This is a genomic window from Parabacteroides sp. PFB2-10 (assembly GCF_029893085.1).
Lineage (GTDB): Bacteria > Bacteroidota > Bacteroidia > Bacteroidales > Tannerellaceae > QVMG01.
Map to the genome: position 1 here is coordinate 63,070 of NZ_JARXWI010000013.1, position 19,100 is coordinate 82,169.

Below are 19,100 nucleotides of genomic sequence, written 5' to 3' on the forward strand. Positions count from 1 at the left end.
CTTTATTGTATCTGTTTAATCTATAACCTTATACCCTTTCCAACCATAATAGGCACAGAAAATGAAACATATCAACGGAACAAAGTAAGCCAGATGGTAGAATTGTTCATTGATATCCATCAGATGCCCCGTAAGCGGTGGAAGCACAACATTGCCGACAATGGCCATCACTAAGAAAGCAGAGCCGCTTTTCGTCTTGCTTCCCAGCCCTTTGAGCGCCAGGGAGAATTGAGTCGGATACATAATCGACATAAAGAAAGAGACACCCAGCATGGCATACAAACCGATCATGCCACCGAAAGCCATAATAACGCCGCATAAGAAGATATTGGCAAGCGCGTAAACCACCAGCATATTCTGCGGTTTGAAACGAACCATCAACAGCGTACCGATCCAACGTCCAAGAAGGAATGCCAGCATATACAATCCGAAATAGGTCGTAGCCGTACCTTCCGACAGGCCGACATATTTGCAACAATAGATCAGGAACATGGCATTGATCGCCGTTTGCCCACCATTGTAAAAGAATTGCGCAATCACTCCCCAACGCAGATGAGACGATTTGAGTACACTGAAATCAATTAGTTTCTCCCCTTTCGCATTGCCTTCTTCCTGTCCACCTTCCTGAATTTTCGGCAAATGCGAGAAGATAAACACCACAGCAATCAGAATCAACACAATAGCCAACACCAAATAGGGCGTCTTCATGGCATTGGTCTCGAATTGAACAAAGCCTTCCCAACCGCCTGGATAGCTGGCCGGTATCGTTTCACGGGTATAATCATGCCCGCTTAACACCAATTTACTCAAAAACATCGCAGCAATAAAGGCACCCAACCCATTGAACGATTGTGCCAAATTAAGCCGACGCGGAGCCGTAGCCGGGTCGCCTAAAACCGTTACGTAGGGATTAGCTGCCGTTTCCAGGAAGCACATACCCGTCGCGATAATAAAGAAGATCGCCAGGTAGGCCCAGTATTCTTGAATAATCGCAGCCGGAAAGAACAACAATCCCCCTAAGGCAGCGATAGACAATCCCACGATGATACCTGCTTTATAGCTGTAACGCTTCATAAACATGGCAATCGGAATGGGGAAGATAAAGTAGGCAATCCAATAGGATGCCTCTGTGAGCGATGCCTGGAAGGCACTCAACTCAAAGGTCTTCATCAACTGACGGATCATAGTCGGCAACAGATTGCTGCTTATGGCCCAGATGAAGAACAGACTGAAGATAAGTGTTAAAGCGAATGTTTGCTTTTTCTTTTTCATGGATTCAATAGTTTTTCTAATAGTTTTTCTTTTACCGGAAGAGTCCGGCGGATTTATTCCGACATATTCTTAATATAGGGAAGCTGCGGCAGGTTCTTTAGTCCATAGAAAGCCTCCGCATTTTTCCCCAGGAATAAGGATTTTTCCTCTTCCGAAAGCAGATTTGATTTGATAACAAAATCGTATGACATCCGATAAGTAATAGCAACAATCGTGCGCGGATAATCGGATCCCCACATCAATTTCTCCATACCAACCAGTCCGGCTGCTTCCTGAATAGCCCGAACGGCTCCGGTGAAGGGATAAAACTCGTCATTAAACAACCAGGTGATACCACCCGATTCGATCCGGACATATTCGTTTCGTGCCAATTTGATCTGTTCCTGCCAGCCTTCTCTCGTCACCATTCCGAAATGCCCGATAGCAATCTTCAACGAAGGGCATTCGGCAATGATCTCTTTCATCTCGGCTACCTGCTCCGCTCCATCGGCCAGGTCGATCGAAAGGATGATGTTATTCTTTTCCATCAAACGGAACATATCCATCATCTCCTTTTCGGTCAGCCATACTCTGCCCGCTGCTGTCACCAAACGCTGTGCCGGTATCTTGATAGCCCGAAATCCCTGAGCAATCAGTGCTTCCGCATGGGCGTAATAACCCGGCTTGCGGGCATCGACCATACCGCAACAAAAGAAGCGATTCGGATATTGCTGTTCCACCTTCAGGAGGTACTCATTCTGCATACCATCGATATACTCCTGCGTAATAACAGCCGCCGACACCTGGGCATAGTCCATATTCGCCAGAAAAGCCTCCGCCGTATTCCTGCCATCTACCAGAAAGGGCGGGATCATCTGGCGTATTTCTCCCATAAACTCGGAACGCCCGTTTTCAAGCGTCCTGATCTTCTTTCCTTCCACTATCGCCTCTTGGTGAAGCCAAAGGTGGGCATGCGCGTCGATTATCGGATACATATGATCAAAACTCTATTAATAAGCGGAATACCTCTCCCGGATTGATAGCCCATTTTTCCAACGCCTCCAACGCCTTTTCAGGGGCATATATCGCTGTAATCAGTTCGTCCACCGGGCAGTTTCCCCGTTTCATATACTCCATCACCGCTTTGAAGTCGTTCGGCATCGCATTGCGGGAGCCACGGATATCCAATTCTTTCTTCACAAAATAGGAGGTATCGAACGGAATATTTTCTTTGGCATAGCCGATATACACCACTCGTCCGGTGAAAGCCACTTCCGAAATGGAAGCCACATAGGTCTCCGGACGGCCAACGGCCTCGATCACCACATCCGCACCAGCGCTGCCAGTGATCTCCATCACCCGCTCATGCAGGTTCTCTTTCAAGGTATTCACGGAGTATTGCGCACCCAGGCGCTCGGCCAGATCCAGTTTCCTGTCATCCACATCGACCGCAATCACCCGCGCACCACGCAAGGCGGCACGCACAATAGCCCCTAACCCGATCATACCGCAACCGATCACCATCACCGTATCGCTATCGGTCACCTCTGCGCGATTGACCGCATGAAACCCGACACTCATCGGCTCCACCAAAGCAAAGTCGCGTACCGAAATGGCATCGTCGGCAATCACCTTTTCCCAAGGCACAAGCAGGTATTCCGCCATAGCGCCATCACGCTGCACACCCAGGGTCTGATTAAACTCGCAGGCATTCGGCCGACCGTTGCGACACGACGGGCAATGGCCGCAATTAGTATACGGATTCACCGTGGCATGCATACCCGGCTGTAAATGATCAGGCACATCCTCCCCCAGTGCTTCCACCACCGCCCCGATCTCATGACCCGGAACAATCGGCAGCTTCACCAGCGGATTCAGCCCTCTGAACGTATTCAGATCAGAACCGCAAAATCCTACATAGCCTATCTTTAGTAACACATGGCCAGGCTTCACCTCCGGCTTTGGCATCTCCGTCACCCCTGCCCTGCCCTGCTCAGTTATTTGTATCGCCTTCATCATTATCAATTAACAATTATCCATTATCAATTATCAATTAACTATTCACCCACGTATCTCTAAACCCCGGTTCAAAGATCCGTTTCACCTCAGCCAATAGCTCTTCATTCAGCGGTGTTTCGGCATAACGGATCGTTTTCAATACATTTTCCGGGTTGGTGGTGCTGAACAGCGTCGTGGCAATGCGCGGATTATTGACCGAGAATGCCACCGCTAATGCTTCGATAGAGGTTCCTTTCGATTTACAATAGGCCGTAGCCTTCTGCGCCAAACGCTTCAATGCCTCCGGTGCCGGATGCCAATCGGGCACACCCCGTTCGGTCAACAGCCCCATCGAAAAAGGAGAGGCATTGATCACCCCGATCTCTTTCGATTCAAAATAATCCAATGAATCCACCAACGCATCGTCGTTCAGGGTGTAATGACAAAAAGAGAGCACACTCTCCACCGTTCCGGCCGGCACATGATCGATCACATAGTGGAAATGCCGCAGATTCAGGTTGGTAATTCCTACATGTTTCACCACTCCCTCGCGACGCAGATCCACCAGGGCAGGCAACGTTTCGTTGCATACCTGCTCCAGGTCAGCAAACTCTATATCGTGGATATTGATCAGGTCGATGTAGTCTACATGGAGTCGCTCCATACTTTCGTATACGCTTTCTTTGGCTTTACGCGCTGAATAGTCCCAGGTATTTACCCCGTCCTGTCCGTAACGGCCTACCTTTGTCGAAAGATAATAACGGCTGCGATCTATATTTTTCAATGCTTTTCCCAATACGACCTCCGCTTTCAAGTGTCCGTAATAGGGAGAGACATCGATGAAGTTAATCCCGTTATCGACCGCCGTATGCACCGCTTCTATTCCTGTTTCTTCTTTTAAAGAATGAAAGACACCCCCCAGGGAAGAGGCACCAAAACTAATCGCAGACACCTTCATGCCTGTTTTTCCTATTTCTCTGTATTGCATGGTATATATTTAACGTGAAACCTTGTTTTGCAAAGCTACAGGATGTCGATTTCTTTTTCTTTGTTATTATCGACCAAAACTTGTACTTTATCGATATAATTCCGTATGTTTACACCTCAATCGTCTTGATAATGATCAGAAAAGAACTGAAGAGAGATTTCATTTTATTGAATGTGGGCTATGCCTATCATAATGCGGACTGGAACTGGAAAAACATACATAGTCCCTTTGCCCGGATACATTATGTAAAAAGCGGAACCGCGAAGATCATACGGGAAGATGGTTTCTCCGAACTGAAAAAGGATCACCTCTACCTGACCCCTTCATATACCAAACATGCCTATGAGTGCGATGGCATGCTGGAGTTATACTATATACATCTATATGAAGACCTCGGGAAAAACATCAGCCTCTTCGACCAGATTGATTTCCCCGCGGAGATAGAAGCTGACCCGTTGGATATCCAGCTGATAGAGCGGTTGATCCGGATCAACCCGGAAAGAGAATTGCAGTATTACGATCCGAACTCATACGATAATTCTGCACACGTAGCCTACAATATGGCGCTCCAGCAAAAGACCCCGCTGGCTTTTGAAATGGAATCGCATGGTATTATCCAGCAGATCATCTCGCGCTTCCTGGCTCGTGCCGTCTTTAAAAACGAACACATGGAGGAGCGTATCGTGAGAAGCCTGCACTATATCCATAAAAACATCGACAAACCCATAGAAATAGAGCAACTGGCTGAGATCTGCTTCCTCACGAAAGACCATTTCATCCGCCTGTTCAAAAAAGAGATGCATTGCACCCCCGGCAAATACATCAACCAGAAAAAGATCGAAACGGCTCAGTTAAGGCTATTGCTCAACCAGGAGCACATCAAAGACATCGCCTATGGACTGGGATTCGATAACATCTCCTACTTCAACCGCCTCTTCTACAAAATGACCGGCGAAAGCCCCGGCAGGTATAAAAAACAAAGGATGCTTTAAAAAAAACAGCAATCATTGTATAGGTACTTAGACTCCGTAACGATTGCTATAATAACGTGAACAAATGTTAATTTGCCCATTTTTGACAAAACCCCCAATTTACGATTTGTAATTTCCGCAGGACTTTGCGCGCAAAAACGAGGGACTTTGGAGGCAAACTCCCGGGAGAAACATTTTTTAACATACCGGATTGTAAGCAAAACGGCTGTTTTGCTTACAATCGCTATTTTAACATTTGAAAAATCGGAATGTGAAATCCACCGTCAAAATGAGGGTGAAGGACCATAAAGAATCGGGAATTATTCCTCCCATTGATTCTTTGTTGCATTGTCGGAAGCCGACTTTTTCCGGTCGCCGGTAAACGGTTGGTTGTTGATGGTGACGTTCTTCAGTGTCAGATCCCGGATCATACCCGTTCCCTCGGCAGAAATCTTGCCGGCGTTGACCTGCAGATTCTCAAAAGTGAAGGCGGAGAGCTGATACTGGTCGGATTCGATCACGTCGAAAGCGGTAGTGCATTCTAATTGAATGTTACGCATCACAATATCATTCGCATAGGAAACACGGATGCCCTCCTCCCCTTTCAGGTCGAAGAATTGCGTCCAGGGCTTCACATCGAGCATACTGCGCGTATTTCCTGAAATATCTTCCAGGCGAATGAACTCATAATGTTGCGGCGTGTCGGGACGCATCTTGAGCTGAAGCAGCCGATGAGCGTCTTTGACCGTGGAACGGCGAAACAGGATATTGTAATTGTGAATCGCTTCGCTGCCGCAGGTCAGGGCGCTATGGCAGAAGCCGTAGGTACAGTCTTCGATCAGGACATTGCGGTTCTCACCGTTGTTTTCGTCCTTGTCGGCAAAAGGTCCTTTCCCGCCTTTCAGGGCAACCGCGTCGTCGTTGACCGCCATATAGCAGTTCTTGATCAGGAAGTCGGTGCATACATCGATATCGACCGCGTCCGTACTGGGCGCCTTAACCGGACTAGCCGGCGAGGTAATGGTGAGATCAAGCAATTTCACCCGGGAGCATTTATAGAAATGCGTGGTCCAAAAAGGAGAATTTTGCAGGTGAACACCCGAAAGTTGCACGTTTTTACTATTAGAGATATAGACCAACCGGGGGCGCATCTCGTCCATATTGGTGCATTTGGAATTGAACTGCCGCCGCAACCAGAAGGCTTTCCAGTAGCGTAGTCCGTTGCCGTCGATCGTTCCCCGTCCGGAGATCGTAAACCCGTCGACTCCGTCTGCATTGACAAGCGCCGCGAAGTATTTCAATGTCTGCCCCTCCATGCGGGTCATAACGAGCGGGAAGTGGCTGATATCATCGCTTCCTTTCAACACCCCGCCCTCTTCCAGGTGCAGGTGCGTGCCCTGACGGAAGAAAAGCGAGCCGCTCAGGTAGGTTCCCCGGGGAACGACCACCACTCCCCCGCCCTGCTGGTGAGCTTGGTCAATAAGGGCTTGTATCTTATCTGTTTGCAACAGGGTGCTATCGCCAACAACGCCATAGTCCGTCAGGCGGTAGTGTTTTCCTAACTCGTTGATATTCGTTGGTTGCGTCTCCTTAAACCAGTTGGGTATAGGTGTCCCGTCAGGAAAGAGATCCTGTGCGGAGATGGCAAAGCAGGAGATAGAAACGAACAGGGTAATCCAAAAACTACGATTCTTCATTTTTCTTTTGTTTGTTATCATGCTCTACTTTTCAACGCTGAAATCAAACCAGAGATCCATGTGTACCCCTTCGTCGCCCACCTTGATCCGGATATTGGAGGGCTGGCTTTTCGGTCCCTGCTGAGAGATCGGTTTGAAGCAGCGCATAGCCGGTATTTCATACAGGAAGGATATATCTCCTTCCGGAAATTCGGGATTGGCCGACCAGTTTGTTTTATTATCTTTCGGTTCTTCGGGCGTGAACACGCGCATAAAGACACCGTCGCTGGCGCTAAATACGGTAAAAGGCGACTCCGTCGTATGGAGGCGGCTCCAATACATATTGCCATGATAGCCTTTAAATTCCGGATAAACCAGATTATTAAAGTCGGCTCCGGTCATTGTGTTGTTGTATTCTTTTTCCCATACGCCGTAGTTGGCGCCGCGGATACGGTTTCTCCACACACGGTAAGGGCCACGGCCGAACCAGTTCATGCCCTCGACCTTTTCTTCGGGGTACGAGAAGGTGAATCCGAAGTTCGAGATATGATCTTCAAAAACCGCCTCATCGAAACCTTTTCCGGGATTGGACTTATTGAGTGTCACGGCGTACATATGAAGCAATCCGGCGGGCGTCATTTCCCAACGGATGGAATCGACCGCACCCAGGTAATAGGCTGTAAACACCGCCTTCTCGCCTTCCTGGCGATACTGCACCTCTCTCACGCGGGCTTTCATGCCTACCGGTATCGGACCATTGGCAAACGAAACGATGCCTGCCTTGTTTTTCACCTCGGTGATCAATCCGTCCGCTTCGTTAAAACGCACCGTCACATCCTGTCCGGAAAGGACTACCTGGCCGTTCTCCTGATGCACGGTGGCTCTGCCCGCCTGGTTTACCTCAGCCAATTGCCCCTGCGTGTATTCGCCGGCATAATGGATAGGCCATGTCCAGGTACAGATCTCTTCACCATGTCTGTCCCGGGCGGTTATCTCCAGGATATCACCCTGGAAGAAATTGGCGGGCAACTGCATGCGCGCTTTGCCTGCCTCACGCGGATCGATGGCAGGAAGAGTTACTGTTCCGGTCGCTATCTCTTCCGGTTTTGCCTCTTTCATCAGCGGAGAAGGCGCCGTAAGCACCCGGTAAGCCATTTTGCAGGTGTTGAGATTGGAGAACAGGTAATCGTTGCGCACGATAAACTCCCCGTTAAACGACGGAGTGATATAGAGCTGTTCGAACTGGATCGGCGCCCACACATCGCGCACCGTGTAATAGCTGCCCTCTTTTTGGCGATAAGGTCCTACGATTCCGTCCGTACCGTTCGAACCATCCGAATCGAGTATGCCTCCTTTGTCGCTGCGTCTGACCGCGTTATCGGAGAAGTCCCACATAAAGCCTCCGGCAAAAAGCGGATGAGCCGTGTACTGGTTCCAGAAGTCTTCCAATCCGGCACCGTGCCCCTGGTCGTACATACCATGTTGAAATTCAGTCGGCATAAACACCTTATACCCGTTTACAAAGCGAGCCACCCCTGTGAGGAAAGTCGGATAATGGTGGGTATCCAGGTTATCGAAGTCAGCCCAGGCGTGGATCACATGGCGCTTTTGCGGATCGTATTGACGGTAGACCGAGCCGAGATCGTGGTTGAAGCCTCCCTCATTACCATTGCTCCACAGGATAATAGAGGGATGATTCACATCGCGTGTCACTAATTCCTTCACCCGCTTAGTGCCAATCTCCGTGCCGTAGGCATTCTGCCAGCCAGCCAGTTCGGAAACCACAAAGATCCCCAACGAGTCGCAAACGTCCATAAAGTGTTTGTCCGGTGCGTAATGGAAGCGCACGGCATTGATATTCATCTCTTTTATCAGCTTCCCATCCATCAGGCTCACCGCTTCGTTGGTAGTACGTCCTCCGTCGGGATGGAAGGAATGGCGGTTGATGCCTTTCAAAACCACCTTAGTCCCGTTCACATAGAGGCCATCTTTGACGCGGAATTCCACCGTGCGGAATCCGATACGCTCTTTATAAATATGCTGTGTTTTATTGTCTTTATCCTTTAGTTCCAGCTCCAGCCAATAGAGATTAGGCGTTTCCGTGTTCCATACATCCACTTGATTCCATTTGTATTGCACGGCATGTTCGCTTCCCGCTTTCAGGGTAACCGATTGCGAATCGGCTTTTTGCCCGTTTGCCTTTACCGGCGTCAGATGCGCTGTCAGGGTATATCCCTCTTCCAAGGGCGAGGTAAACACATCGGCATACAACGATCCATCGGCTTTGGCATCGACTGCCATCCGTTCGATATGTACAGCCGGCTTCGCTTCCAAGTAGACCGGACGATAAATACCGCCAAATATCCACCAGTCGGCTTTGCGTTCGGCCGCATTCACCAGCCTATCGGACGATTCTTTGCTGACCTTTACCTCCAGATCGTTCTTGCCATTTTTTATTTTGTCAGTAATATCATAGGAAAAACGGTTGAATCCACCCTGATGAATCTCACCGGCGGATTGACCATTCACCAACACCTCCGTATCGGTCATGACCCCTTCAAAGACAATCGTTATCTGTTTACCTTTCCATCCGGACGGGATCTGGAAGGTAGTGCGGTAGATACCGGTTTCCATTGGCGGGTTTTTGATACTTCTGTCTGTATACCACCGCCCGTAGCTGTATTCACCGAATCCCTGCAATTCCCATTGTGAGGGCACTTCGATCTTCGACCATTTCTTACTGTTCATACCATCGCTGCAGTAGAACTTCCAGGTTTTCGTATCTCCCAGGCCTTTGCCCGACAGGTAAAATATCTCCGTTTGCTGAGCTATGGCAGAATAGGAGATCAAAAGACTGATTAATAGGATAATCTTCTTCATATATTTTTTATTTATTATTCAAATAACGATCCAGGGTAGAGGCAGCTTCGGTGTTGATCTCATCGTAGGTGATACCCTCCAACAGGACATTCTCCGCATGCGTGATACGTCCCACCTCATCGGTCACCACACCCACATGCACATTCTTTATCTCTATATCCCTGATCGGCAGGCGTTCATCACCCTTGATCTCATAGACCATCTTGGCCGAAGCACATTCGATTTGATTCATATGAATGCCCGCGATGCGGGTGATACTCGTCTCGTAGGTCGGCACCAGGTCGCGCCATTGGTAGAGCACCTCGGTATCGATCTCGAACACCCGCAATGTCTCACCGGCTGTCACACGATCCATATAGATATTCTCCACAAAGCCGCCGCGACGGTGGTTGGTCTTTACAAAGAAAAAGCGGTGTACGGAATTAGGTGCGTCGCAGTCGTGCATATACACATTGCGTACGCCGCCCGACATCTCGCTGCCGATACCCAACAGGGTGTGTCCGGCAAGAATCTTACAGTTGCGCACCACGACATTCTCACTCGGTGTGTTCAATCGCCAGGCATCGCGGTTGCGTCCCGCCTTGATCACAATGGCATCATCGCCCTGATCGAACAGGCAATCTTCCACTAAGAAGTTACGGCTCATTTCCAGGTCTACCCCATCGTTGTTGTGTCCGTGTGCCTTTACATCTAAGTTGCGCACCACGCCTCCTTCACACATATAGAGGTGAACCGTCCAAAAAGGGCTTTCGCGGATCTTGAAGCCATCGAGCAATACGTTTTTACAACGATTGAAATGGATCAGGTGGGGACGAAGATTATTTTCTCCTGTTGCCATCTGACGCTCTTCCACAGGCACATCGGTAGAGGCCATGGTGTAGAGTTGCGCCAATGCATCCATGTGAGGTTTCGGACGGCCAAACCATATTTTCCAGGTATCCATACGGGGCTTCAGCGTACCGGTGCCGGTAATGGCTACATTCTCGCAATCGAAAGCATACAACAGGGGCGAATAATTATAACATTCCATCCCTTCCCACGAGGTCATGACAGCAGGCAGGTAGTCGGCCGGATTGTCCGTAAAACTCAGGACGGCGCCTTCGGAAAGATACAGGTTCACATTACTCTTGAAATGTATCGGTCCGGTAAGCCATTCGCCGGCAGGAACCACCACGCGGCCTCCTCCTTTTCTGTGGCAGGCATTGATGGCTTTGGCGATGGATTCGGTATTGATCACCTCTCCACCCTCAACAGCGCCATAGTCAATTATATTAAAATCCTTTTGCGGATAGACAAACACTTGGATAGGTTCCATCGGAAAGGGAGCTTCCACTTCGATCGTTTCATACCGGGGGGCAGGGGCTGTGCATGAAAGGAGAAATAGTCCCAGGCACATCCAGCTCATGTTTTTCAGAAAATTCATCTTAACTCAATCTATTATTTTGTTATTAAATCAGATTTCAGGTTGCTTTCCAGCAATGACAAAAGTAGCGTAAACCTCTAAACCCCGACACGTAAATACGTACAATAACCTGTAAAATGGTGCATCCACAATATAGATTGTCCCCGATCAAAAGGGCAATTCGGAAATTTCCTATCTTTGTGGCATGAATCATCTATCACCGCAGGCATGGCTCCCAACTACCAAGAAGGAGATGGAGACCAGGGGCTGGGATTGGGTCGATGTGATCCTTTTCTCGGGCGATGCCTATGTGGATCATCCGTCGTTTGGCGCGGCGGTGATCGGGCGTATATTGGAGGCGGAAGGACTGCGCGTAGCCATTGTGCCGCAACCCGACTGGCGGGGCGACCACCGTGACTTTAAAAAACTGGGCGTGCCGCGCCTCTTCTTTGGCATCTCGCCCGGAGCGATGGATTCGATGATCAACCATTACACCGCCAACAAACGACTGCGCAGCGACGATGCCTACACACCCGATCGCCGTGCTGGTATGCGCCCCGACTACCCTTCGATTGTCTATACCCGCATCCTGAAAGAGCTCTTCCCGGATGTTCCCGTTGTATTGGGAGGCATCGAGGCTTCGCTTCGCCGCCTGACGCATTACGACTACTGGCAGGATCGCCTGAAACCGGGCATACTGGTTGAGAGCGGCGCCGACCTGTTGATCTATGGCATGGGCGAACTGCCACTCAGAGAATTGGTCACACGACTAAAAAAAGGAGAGCCCTTTGCCGCCATCAAAGACATCCGGCAAACGGTCTACATCGCAGATAAAACAGCCATTTCACCGGACGATATCGAACTTTTTTCGCACGAAGAATGTCTGAAAGACAAACTGAAACAGGCAAAGAACTTCCGCCATATCGAAGAGGAATCCAATAAGTGGGAAGCCAAACGCCTATTGCAAAAGGTAGGCAAACAGACCTTAGTGGTGAATCCGCCCTTCCCGCCTATGACGGAAAAGGAGATCGATGCCTCGTTCGACCTGCCCTATACCCGCCTGCCCCACCCCAAATACAAAGGGAAAGAGATTCCAGCGTTCGAGATGATCAAATTCTCCGTCAATATGCACCGGGGATGTTTCGGGGGCTGTGCCTTCTGTACGATCTCTGCCCACCAGGGGAAATTTATCGCGTCGCGCAGCAGGGAGTCGATCCTGAAGGAGGTGAAAGCGATCACACAAATGCCCGATTTCAAGGGATACCTAAGTGATCTAGGCGGTCCGTCGGCCAATATGTACCGAATGAAAGGCATCAATCAGGAGATCTGCCGACAATGCCGGAAACCATCCTGCATCTTCCCGGTGGTCTGTAAGAACCTGAACGCCGACCATGCCCCGATGTTGGAGATATACCAGGCGGTCGACAATCTGCCGGAGATAAAGAAATCGTTTATCGGAAGCGGTGTGCGCTATGATCTATTGTTGCACCGCTATGGGGAGGAAAAGTTGAACCGGTCGGCACGCGCCTATACCGAAGAGTTGATCGCGCGGCATGTATCAGGACGTTTAAAAGTAGCGCCGGAGCATACACAGACGAATGTATTGAATATGATGCGCAAGCCGCCTTTCGCGCAATTCCATCAGTTCAAAAAAATATTCGATCGTATCAATCAGGAACAGGGATTGAACCAACAATTAATTCCCTACTTCATCTCCAGCCACCCGGGATGCAGCGAGGCCGATATGGCGGAACTGGCCGCCATCACCAAAGGGCTTCATTTCCAACTGGAGCAGGTGCAGGACTTCACGCCCACCCCCATGACCTTGGCAACGGAGATCTATTATACGGGATACCACCCCTACACGCTGGAGAAAATATATACGGCTCATACCAAAGAAGAGAAACTACGCCAACGGCAGTTCTTTTTCTGGTACAAGCCGGAATTCCGCCGTCAGATCATGCAGGCATTGCAAAAGATCGGACGGAAGGATCTGATCACTAAACTGTTTGGAAAACGCTAAACAAAGGTATTACTTCGCTGCGATAAATTCGATCTCCACCAAACCATTCTTCGGCAGCGTCTTGACAGCGACAGCCGAACGTGCCGGGAAGGTGCCTGTGAAGTTGGCAGCATACACCTCGTTTACTACCGCAAAATCGGCCATATCCGCCAGGAATACGGTTGTTTTTACGATATCGTCGGTGGTATAACCTGCCTCATCCAATATAGCCTGAATGTTCTTAAATACCTGGATAGCCTGCTCTTTCACGCCGCCTTCCACAAAATTGCCGGTGGCCGGATCCATACCGAGCTGGCCGGAAGAGAATAACATATTGCCTGTTTGAATAGCTTGGCTATAAGGTCCGATAGCCGCGGGTGCGTTGTTTGTTGAAATTACTTTTTTCATGACTGTTTAAGTTTTATATGTTTCGTTGACGAATCACTTCATAAATCAAAATAGAGGAGGCAACCGAGACGTTGAGCGAACCAATGGTGCCGTATTGTGGTATTTTCACCATTTCATCGCATATGCGCAGGTTTTCCATCGATACGCCTTTGTCTTCGGCACCCATCACGATGGCTACCGGGCCATCGTAAGAAACCGCGGTATAGACATGGGAGGCCTTCTCGGTAGCGGCAAACACTTTCACGCCGCTCTCCTGCAGGAAACGGATCGACTGGTTGATATTTTTCTCCTTACAAACCGGGAGTACATGCAGAGCACCGGCTGATGTTTTCATTGCATCGGCATTGACTGTCACGCTTCCTTTGGCAGGGATCACGATCGCATCGACCCCGGCACATTCGCAGGTGCGGGCAATGGCTCCGAAATTGCGTACGTCGGTCACCCCGTCCAACAGGACAATGAAAGGGTTCTTGCCCTGCTCATACACAAAGGGGATGATATCTTCCAGGCGATGATAAGTGATTGAAGAGATAAAAGCGATTACCCCCTGATGATTCTTCCGGGTAATACGATCAAGCCGCTCAACGGGAACCCGCTGAACGGCTATATCTCTTTCTTTCAAAAGGGCGAACAGTTCACGGGAGAGTTCTCCCTGAAGTTCCCTTTTCACCAATATTTTATCGATTTCTTTGTCTGCTTGTATGGCCTCAATCACGGCACGGATGCCAAAAACCACGTCGTTTTCTTTCATGCGATCGCTTTACTTAATTGTTCTTTGCGTGCAAAAGTACAACTTTTTGAGGGCGTTACCGAAAGAATGGAGCGTTTTTATTAGCGGCGTCCCGAACGGTTGTTGTTACGATCGTCGCGTCGGTTGTTGGGCTGTCGATCAGGCCCCTTCTTGGGTTGCTGCGGGCGGTTATCGTAACGCGGCGCCGGCTTCAGGTTCCAATGGTAGGTCCAGTACTGACGTTCCAGCCTTCTCCAGTCCGGCGAGTGACGGTAACCGGCATAACGAGGATTTTCATACCAGCCATTGTAGTCGTGAATACGTTGCGGACGTTCCTGAACCGCATATACATACATACCGAACTGCTGCGGAGTGAGCATACGTTGTATCTTGCGGTCGCGATCCATACGCAGGTCATAGATCTTACGGGCGGCTTTGTCCCAATGTTTATAGTCGCGGCGAGCCTCTTTCTCTATCTTCTGTCCATATTTATGTACCACCTTCTGATAATCGCGGGCCTGCTTAGGGCTTAAACGAAGTGATTGCGCCATCGACGCGCACTGGCGGCATTGTGTTTCATGCCATCCGAACTCAATCCAAAACTGGCTGTAACCGGGCAAACTACATAGAAGCAGTAATAATGCTATTACACTTAATCGTTTCATGGCTTTCATTTTTTAGTTGTTACTACTCTGTTTGTTACTTTTTGGACTGTACGAAGAACAATCCGTTTAATAAAAGACGAATGAGGCGGCGTTTTATAACTTCTTTTAGGAATTTTGCAGCAATTCGCGCGCGTTGGTCATCGAGGCCTCCGTTAAAGTTGCCCCACTCAGCATACGGGCAATATCGCGAACACGTTCTTCGTCGGTTAATGGCTTGATGTAGGTGTTGGTCTGTTCGGCGGTGTCTTCTTTATAAACCAAATAATGCGTGCGACCTTTCGAAGCAATCTGCGGCAAATGGGTAATGGCTATCACTTGCATATTCTTAGCCAGTTGCAGCATAATTTCCCCCATTTTATCGGCCATATCGCCGGAAACACCGGTATCCACCTCGTCGAAGATAATAGCCGGCAGCGCCGTATACCCGGCCATCATAGCTTTTATGCAGAGCATCAGGCGGGATATTTCCCCACCGGAAGCCGTTTGTGCCACCGGCATCAATTCGCCTGCCCGGTGCGCGGAGAAAAAGAAGGCGACATCATCCATGCCGTCCGCACCCGGTTCGGCTTTTTTCTCTATAGCCACCTGGAAACGGGCATGGGGAATACCCAAAAGGGCAATCTGCGCGGTCAATTCTTCGGCAAACTGTTTCGAAGCGGCCAGGCGGCGTGTATGAAGCGCTTCAGCCTGTTTCAACAACTCCTTATAGGAAGAATCTTTTTGCTTTTCCAACGCATCGATCTGTTCGTCATACGAATCGATCTCTTTGAGTTGCCCCTCAAAATCGCTTTTCAGGGCCAATAATTCACCGATAGTCGATACACGATGCTTCTGTTGAAGGGAATAAAGCGTATTCAAGCGATCGTTGACCCAATCGAGGCGGTCGGGATTGAACTCAATACCCTCCTTTTGTTTATCTGCTTCCGAGGCCAGGTCGTTCAAATCGATGTAGGCGGTCTCCAGTCTTTCAACAATCTCCTCCGCGGGAGCATAATAGGAAATCATGGCACGCGCAACCGAAAGCGCCTCTTTCAAGAGCATCACGCCTCCCCGATCCTCGCCATTTAATAGTTCTTGGATCTGAAAAAGAGACAATTTGATTTCTTCAGCATGGGAAAGCATCTCCTGTTCCCGCTCCAACTCCTCCTGTTCCTCTTCCTGCAGGTTGGCTTCCGCCAATTGCTCCCATTGGAAACGGAGAAAGTCTTCCTCTTTTTTATTTTGATCGGCCGTCTCCTTCAGCCGCTTCAACTCTTTCAACAAGGCCTGATAGGCGGTATAGGCTTTTTTGTATGTTTCAAGAGAATCATTGTTCTTCGCCAGAATATCTACCACGCGCAATTGAAAACGATTGTCACCCAATAATAGATTCTGATGCTGCGAGTGAATATCGATCAAGCGAGAGCCCAGCTCTTTCATCACCGGAAGGGAGACAGGCGAATCGTTTATAAAGGCGCGCGACTTTCCCGACGCGTACAATTCACGGCGAAAAATAGAGGTGACCGGATCATACTCCAGGTCGTTCTCTTCAAAAAACGCCTGCAATTGATAAGATGATATATCGAAATGGGCCTCGATCACACACTTATCTGCTCCATGCCGGATGCTTTTCCCATCGGCACGTTGCCCCAACACCAACCCCAAAGCGCCAAGCATAATCGACTTACCCGCGCCGGTCTCACCTGTAATAACAGATAATCCTTCATGGAAGCGGATATCCAGCTTCTCTATCAATACGTAGTTCTGAATATATAACGACGACAACATCTTTCTTATGGCTGTGTAAGTGGTTCCAAACGCATTTGTTCTGCCGGGAAGAGATCCGAAAGCATTTTGTAGCCCTCTTGCTTCTCCTGGCTGGTTGCTTTTGAATAGATAGCAACGACCTCGTCTAATTTCGCATTGACAAACATCTGTAGGATCACGGATGTCGGCCGGGCGCTTTTCACCTGTTGCAGGCCAGGCAATGCTGCAATGATATTGGCTCGCCCACGATCGGCATTTGCCGCCATTTCATCGAGCCCCCGGCGATGGTAAGTATACCACATCTCGCGGAAAGCCTCCGAGGTATTGTCGGTCAGGGCAGTAATAATGGCATGTCTGTTCTGGTCGTTCTCAAAGGCTTTCCAGCCGGTCCACGACACCTGCGCCTGCGCCAGGCTTACGACCTGCTGTGCCTGCTGCAGAAAAGGACTTCCTCCCTGCGGAGAAAAACTATCGAAATCGAGCCCCAAAATCAGGTAAATATAGAACACCATGGTGGCAGTCAGATTGCTTGACAGCATATTTTCGGCATATTCCAGGGGTTCAAACTCCGCATATTCAAAGTCGAAAGCGCGGTCGCTGATATTCAGAATCGTCGTCGTATAACTGGAATTATAAACCGGACGGCGTGCCTGTATCTGTAATTCGCTTTTGAAACTATTATCCGCCTGTTCGTTGACAATGATAGTCATTGTACAATCGATCCGCTCATTCACCGTAAAAGTGGCGTCTGTCCACTTCTTATTATTGACAAACTCCGTCAAAGCAGTTTGCAACGTGGTAAACACCTGTTTGTTGGTGCCCTGAATCTTATCGCTGTTGATGGTGATACGGGCATTCAATTCCTGTGCCTGCAGGCCTACGGAGAGCATACATGCCAGAAGAATTCCTATCATCTTATTCATTTGCTTCATTGTAACACTTTTGCTAATTGATCGATAATATCTCGAGCCACCTCCTGTTTACTCTTCAAAGAATACTCAGTGATACCTCCGTCTCTATCCAATATCGTCACCTTATTGGTATCTACACCGAAGCCGGCACCTGCATCTTCCATCGAATTCAGCACGATGAAATCGAGGTTTTTGCGCTGCAGCTTGCCTTGCGCATTGGGAATACCGTCTTTTGTTTCGAGGGCAAAACCTACCAGCACCTGATCGGCTCGCTTCATTTCACCTAACGTAGCGGCAATATCCTTATTAGCCACCAGACGCAGTTCCATCCCTTCTGTCTTCTCCCGCTTTATCTTCTCCTCTTCACGCTGCTCAGGGCGATAGTCGGCTACGGCAGCGCACAAAAGAGCAGCATCTACCTGCGGGAAATACTTAACAGCCTCTCGATACATCTCCTCAGCCGATTCGACATCGATCCGTCGAATACCCGGATGAGAGGTATTCAGAGAGACCGGCCCTGCCACCAAAACGACCTCTGCTCCCCGCGAAGCACAAACTTCCGCCAGCGCAAAACCCATCTTGCCGGAAGAGTAATTACCTATAAAACGTACGGGATCGATCTTTTCATATGTCGGACCGGCTGTTATCAGCACTTTTTTTTTTGACAGATCTGCCTGAGCGGCAAAAAAGACTTCCAGGTAGTCGATAATAGCCTCCGGTTCTTCCATCCGCCCCTTACCGATCAGTTGACTGGCCAATTCGCCTTCGCCCGGCTCGATAATCTGGTTGCCGAAAGAACGCAGACGTTCGATATTCTGTTGTGTAGCAGGATGGGCATACATATCCAGGTCCATCGCCGGAGCAACAAAGACAGGCGCTTTGCAGGAGAGATAGGTCGTGATCAACATATTGTCGGCTATACCGTTTGCCATCTTACCGATCGTAGCAGCTGTAGCCGGCGCAATCAGCATAGCATCGGCCCAAAGCCCCAGGTCGACATGGCTGTTCCACGTGCCGTCGCGGTTCGAGAAAAACTCACTGATCACCGGGTTACGACTCAAGGTCGACAGGGTCAAAGGCGTAATAAACTCCTTGCCGGCCGGTGTAATAACCACTTGCACTTCCGCACCTTTCTTCACCAATCCTCGGATAATCGTCGCCGCCTTATAGGCCGCGATACTCCCGGTCACACCCAGTATAATATGTTTACCTTGCAGCATAACACTCTTTTTTGACGCTTCAAAGGTACGATTTCTACCGGATAATTGACAATGGTTGATTGAAATTGGCAAAGCCTGTGGTATTTCAGGAAGAAAAAATAGCTCATCCCGAGAGCGCAACAGATACATGGTGTCAACTTTTATAGTAACATGCGGGAGCATTCTATCGTCGAGGGGGGGGGGGGGGGGGGGGGGGGGGGCGGGGGCGGCGGGGGGGGGGGGGGGAGGCACCGAACGTTCGTCGGGAGGCGG

The 19,100-nt window shown here is 49.4% G+C and carries 15 protein-coding genes; 2 read left to right on the forward strand and 13 right to left on the reverse strand.

The annotated features are described in order from the left end of the window. Window positions 1-15: 15 nt before the first annotated feature. Genes fucP through M2137_RS11515 form a run of 4 tightly spaced genes read right to left on the reverse strand, consistent with a single transcriptional unit; the run spans window position 16 to window position 4,237 of the window. Window positions 16-1,272, reverse strand: coding sequence for an L-fucose:H+ symporter permease (gene fucP, locus M2137_RS11500; protein ID WP_280766587.1), 1,257 nt, complete (start codon window positions 1,270-1,272; stop codon window positions 16-18). A gap of 53 nt (window positions 1,273-1,325) precedes the next feature. Continuing rightward, window positions 1,326-2,246, reverse strand: coding sequence for an amidohydrolase family protein (locus M2137_RS11505; RefSeq protein WP_280766588.1), 921 nt, complete (start codon window positions 2,244-2,246; stop codon window positions 1,326-1,328). Between the two features lie 4 nt (window positions 2,247-2,250). Further along, the gene (locus tag M2137_RS11510; protein WP_280766602.1) at window positions 2,251-3,267 is read right to left on the reverse strand and encodes a zinc-binding alcohol dehydrogenase family protein; all 1,017 of its coding nucleotides are present in this window, start codon (window positions 3,265-3,267) and stop codon (window positions 2,251-2,253) included. 37 nt (window positions 3,268-3,304) lie between these two features. After that, complete coding sequence (locus M2137_RS11515) at window positions 3,305-4,237, reverse strand: aldo/keto reductase (protein ID WP_280766589.1); 933 nt, start codon at window positions 4,235-4,237, stop codon at window positions 3,305-3,307. Between the two features lie 131 nt (window positions 4,238-4,368). Between M2137_RS11515 and M2137_RS11520 the strand changes: the two genes are divergently transcribed. Beyond that, a complete protein-coding gene (locus tag M2137_RS11520; RefSeq protein WP_280766590.1) occupies window positions 4,369-5,229 on the forward strand; it encodes an AraC family transcriptional regulator in 861 nt (286 codons plus the stop codon). Between the two features lie 299 nt (window positions 5,230-5,528). Here the strand turns inward: M2137_RS11520 and M2137_RS11525 are convergent, their stop codons facing one another. The 3 genes from M2137_RS11525 to M2137_RS11535 are packed head-to-tail and all read right to left on the reverse strand — an operon-like array spanning window position 5,529 to window position 11,169. Beyond that, complete coding sequence (locus tag M2137_RS11525; RefSeq protein ID WP_280766591.1) at window positions 5,529-6,905, reverse strand: glycosyl hydrolase family 28 protein; 1,377 nt, start codon at window positions 6,903-6,905, stop codon at window positions 5,529-5,531. 24 nt (window positions 6,906-6,929) lie between these two features. Beyond that, window positions 6,930-9,764 carry a glycoside hydrolase family 2 TIM barrel-domain containing protein gene (locus tag M2137_RS11530; protein WP_280766592.1) on the reverse strand — a complete coding sequence of 945 codons (2,835 nt, stop codon included), beginning with the start codon at window positions 9,762-9,764 and terminating at the stop codon, window positions 6,930-6,932. Between the two features lie 7 nt (window positions 9,765-9,771). Beyond that, a complete protein-coding gene (locus tag M2137_RS11535) occupies window positions 9,772-11,169 on the reverse strand; it encodes a glycoside hydrolase family 28 protein (RefSeq protein WP_280766603.1) in 1,398 nt (465 codons plus the stop codon). Window positions 11,170-11,371: 202 nt separating this feature from the next. Here M2137_RS11535 and M2137_RS11540 point away from each other — a divergent pair, with 202 nt between their 5' ends. After that, the gene (locus tag M2137_RS11540; protein WP_280766593.1) at window positions 11,372-13,189 is read left to right on the forward strand and encodes a YgiQ family radical SAM protein; all 1,818 of its coding nucleotides are present in this window, start codon (window positions 11,372-11,374) and stop codon (window positions 13,187-13,189) included. 9 nt (window positions 13,190-13,198) lie between these two features. Here the strand turns inward: M2137_RS11540 and M2137_RS11545 are convergent, their stop codons facing one another. The 6 genes from M2137_RS11545 to coaBC form a co-directional block, all read right to left on the reverse strand. Next, the gene (locus M2137_RS11545) at window positions 13,199-13,576 is read right to left on the reverse strand and encodes a RidA family protein (protein ID WP_280766594.1); all 378 of its coding nucleotides are present in this window, start codon (window positions 13,574-13,576) and stop codon (window positions 13,199-13,201) included. Between the two features lie 13 nt (window positions 13,577-13,589). Further along, window positions 13,590-14,327 (reverse strand): 23S rRNA (guanosine(2251)-2'-O)-methyltransferase RlmB, encoded by a 738-nt coding sequence (gene rlmB / locus M2137_RS11550; RefSeq protein WP_280766595.1) that lies wholly within the window; start codon window positions 14,325-14,327, stop codon window positions 13,590-13,592. 80 nt (window positions 14,328-14,407) lie between these two features. Continuing rightward, entirely contained in the window at window positions 14,408-14,971 is a 564-nt protein-coding gene (locus tag M2137_RS11555; protein ID WP_280766596.1) for a hypothetical protein, read from the reverse strand. Window positions 14,972-15,076: 105 nt separating this feature from the next. Beyond that, on the reverse strand, window positions 15,077-16,738 hold the full coding sequence (gene recN / locus M2137_RS11560) for a DNA repair protein RecN (RefSeq protein ID WP_280766597.1): 1,662 nt from the start codon (window positions 16,736-16,738) through the stop codon (window positions 15,077-15,079). 5 nt (window positions 16,739-16,743) lie between these two features. Further along, window positions 16,744-17,649 carry a DUF4835 family protein gene (locus tag M2137_RS11565; RefSeq protein WP_280766598.1) on the reverse strand — a complete coding sequence of 302 codons (906 nt, stop codon included), beginning with the start codon at window positions 17,647-17,649 and terminating at the stop codon, window positions 16,744-16,746. Continuing rightward, entirely contained in the window at window positions 17,646-18,848 is a 1,203-nt protein-coding gene (coaBC, locus tag M2137_RS11570) for a bifunctional phosphopantothenoylcysteine decarboxylase/phosphopantothenate--cysteine ligase CoaBC (protein WP_280766599.1), read from the reverse strand. Before coaBC ends, M2137_RS11565 begins: the two co-directional genes overlap by 4 nt. Window positions 18,849-19,100: the final 252 nt, after the last annotated feature.

Coding starts and splice junctions, on each gene's coding strand:
- M2137_RS11525 (WP_280766591.1), bottom strand. CDS start 6,905: ATGAAGAATCGTAGTTTTTGGATTACCCTGTTCGTTTCTATCTCCTGC.
- M2137_RS11505 (WP_280766588.1), bottom strand. CDS start 2,246: ATGTATCCGATAATCGACGCGCATGCCCACCTTTGGCTTCACCAAGAG.
- M2137_RS11555 (WP_280766596.1), bottom strand. CDS start 14,971: ATGAAACGATTAAGTGTAATAGCATTATTACTGCTTCTATGTAGTTTG.
- M2137_RS11535 (WP_280766603.1), bottom strand. CDS start 11,169: ATGAGCTGGATGTGCCTGGGACTATTTCTCCTTTCATGCACAGCCCCT.
- M2137_RS11545 (WP_280766594.1), bottom strand. CDS start 13,576: ATGAAAAAAGTAATTTCAACAAACAACGCACCCGCGGCTATCGGACCT.
- coaBC (WP_280766599.1), bottom strand. CDS start 18,848: ATGCTGCAAGGTAAACATATTATACTGGGTGTGACCGGGAGTATCGCG.
- M2137_RS11520 (WP_280766590.1), top strand. CDS start 4,369: ATGATCAGAAAAGAACTGAAGAGAGATTTCATTTTATTGAATGTGGGC.
- M2137_RS11515 (WP_280766589.1), bottom strand. CDS start 4,237: ATGCAATACAGAGAAATAGGAAAAACAGGCATGAAGGTGTCTGCGATT.
- M2137_RS11530 (WP_280766592.1), bottom strand. CDS start 9,764: ATGAAGAAGATTATCCTATTAATCAGTCTTTTGATCTCCTATTCTGCC.
- M2137_RS11565 (WP_280766598.1), bottom strand. CDS start 17,649: ATGAAGCAAATGAATAAGATGATAGGAATTCTTCTGGCATGTATGCTC.
- M2137_RS11540 (WP_280766593.1), top strand. CDS start 11,372: ATGAATCATCTATCACCGCAGGCATGGCTCCCAACTACCAAGAAGGAG.
- recN (WP_280766597.1), bottom strand. CDS start 16,738: ATGTTGTCGTCGTTATATATTCAGAACTACGTATTGATAGAGAAGCTG.
- M2137_RS11510 (WP_280766602.1), bottom strand. CDS start 3,267: ATGAAGGCGATACAAATAACTGAGCAGGGCAGGGCAGGGGTGACGGAG.
- fucP (WP_280766587.1), bottom strand. CDS start 1,272: ATGAAAAAGAAAAAGCAAACATTCGCTTTAACACTTATCTTCAGTCTG.
- rlmB (WP_280766595.1), bottom strand. CDS start 14,327: ATGAAAGAAAACGACGTGGTTTTTGGCATCCGTGCCGTGATTGAGGCC.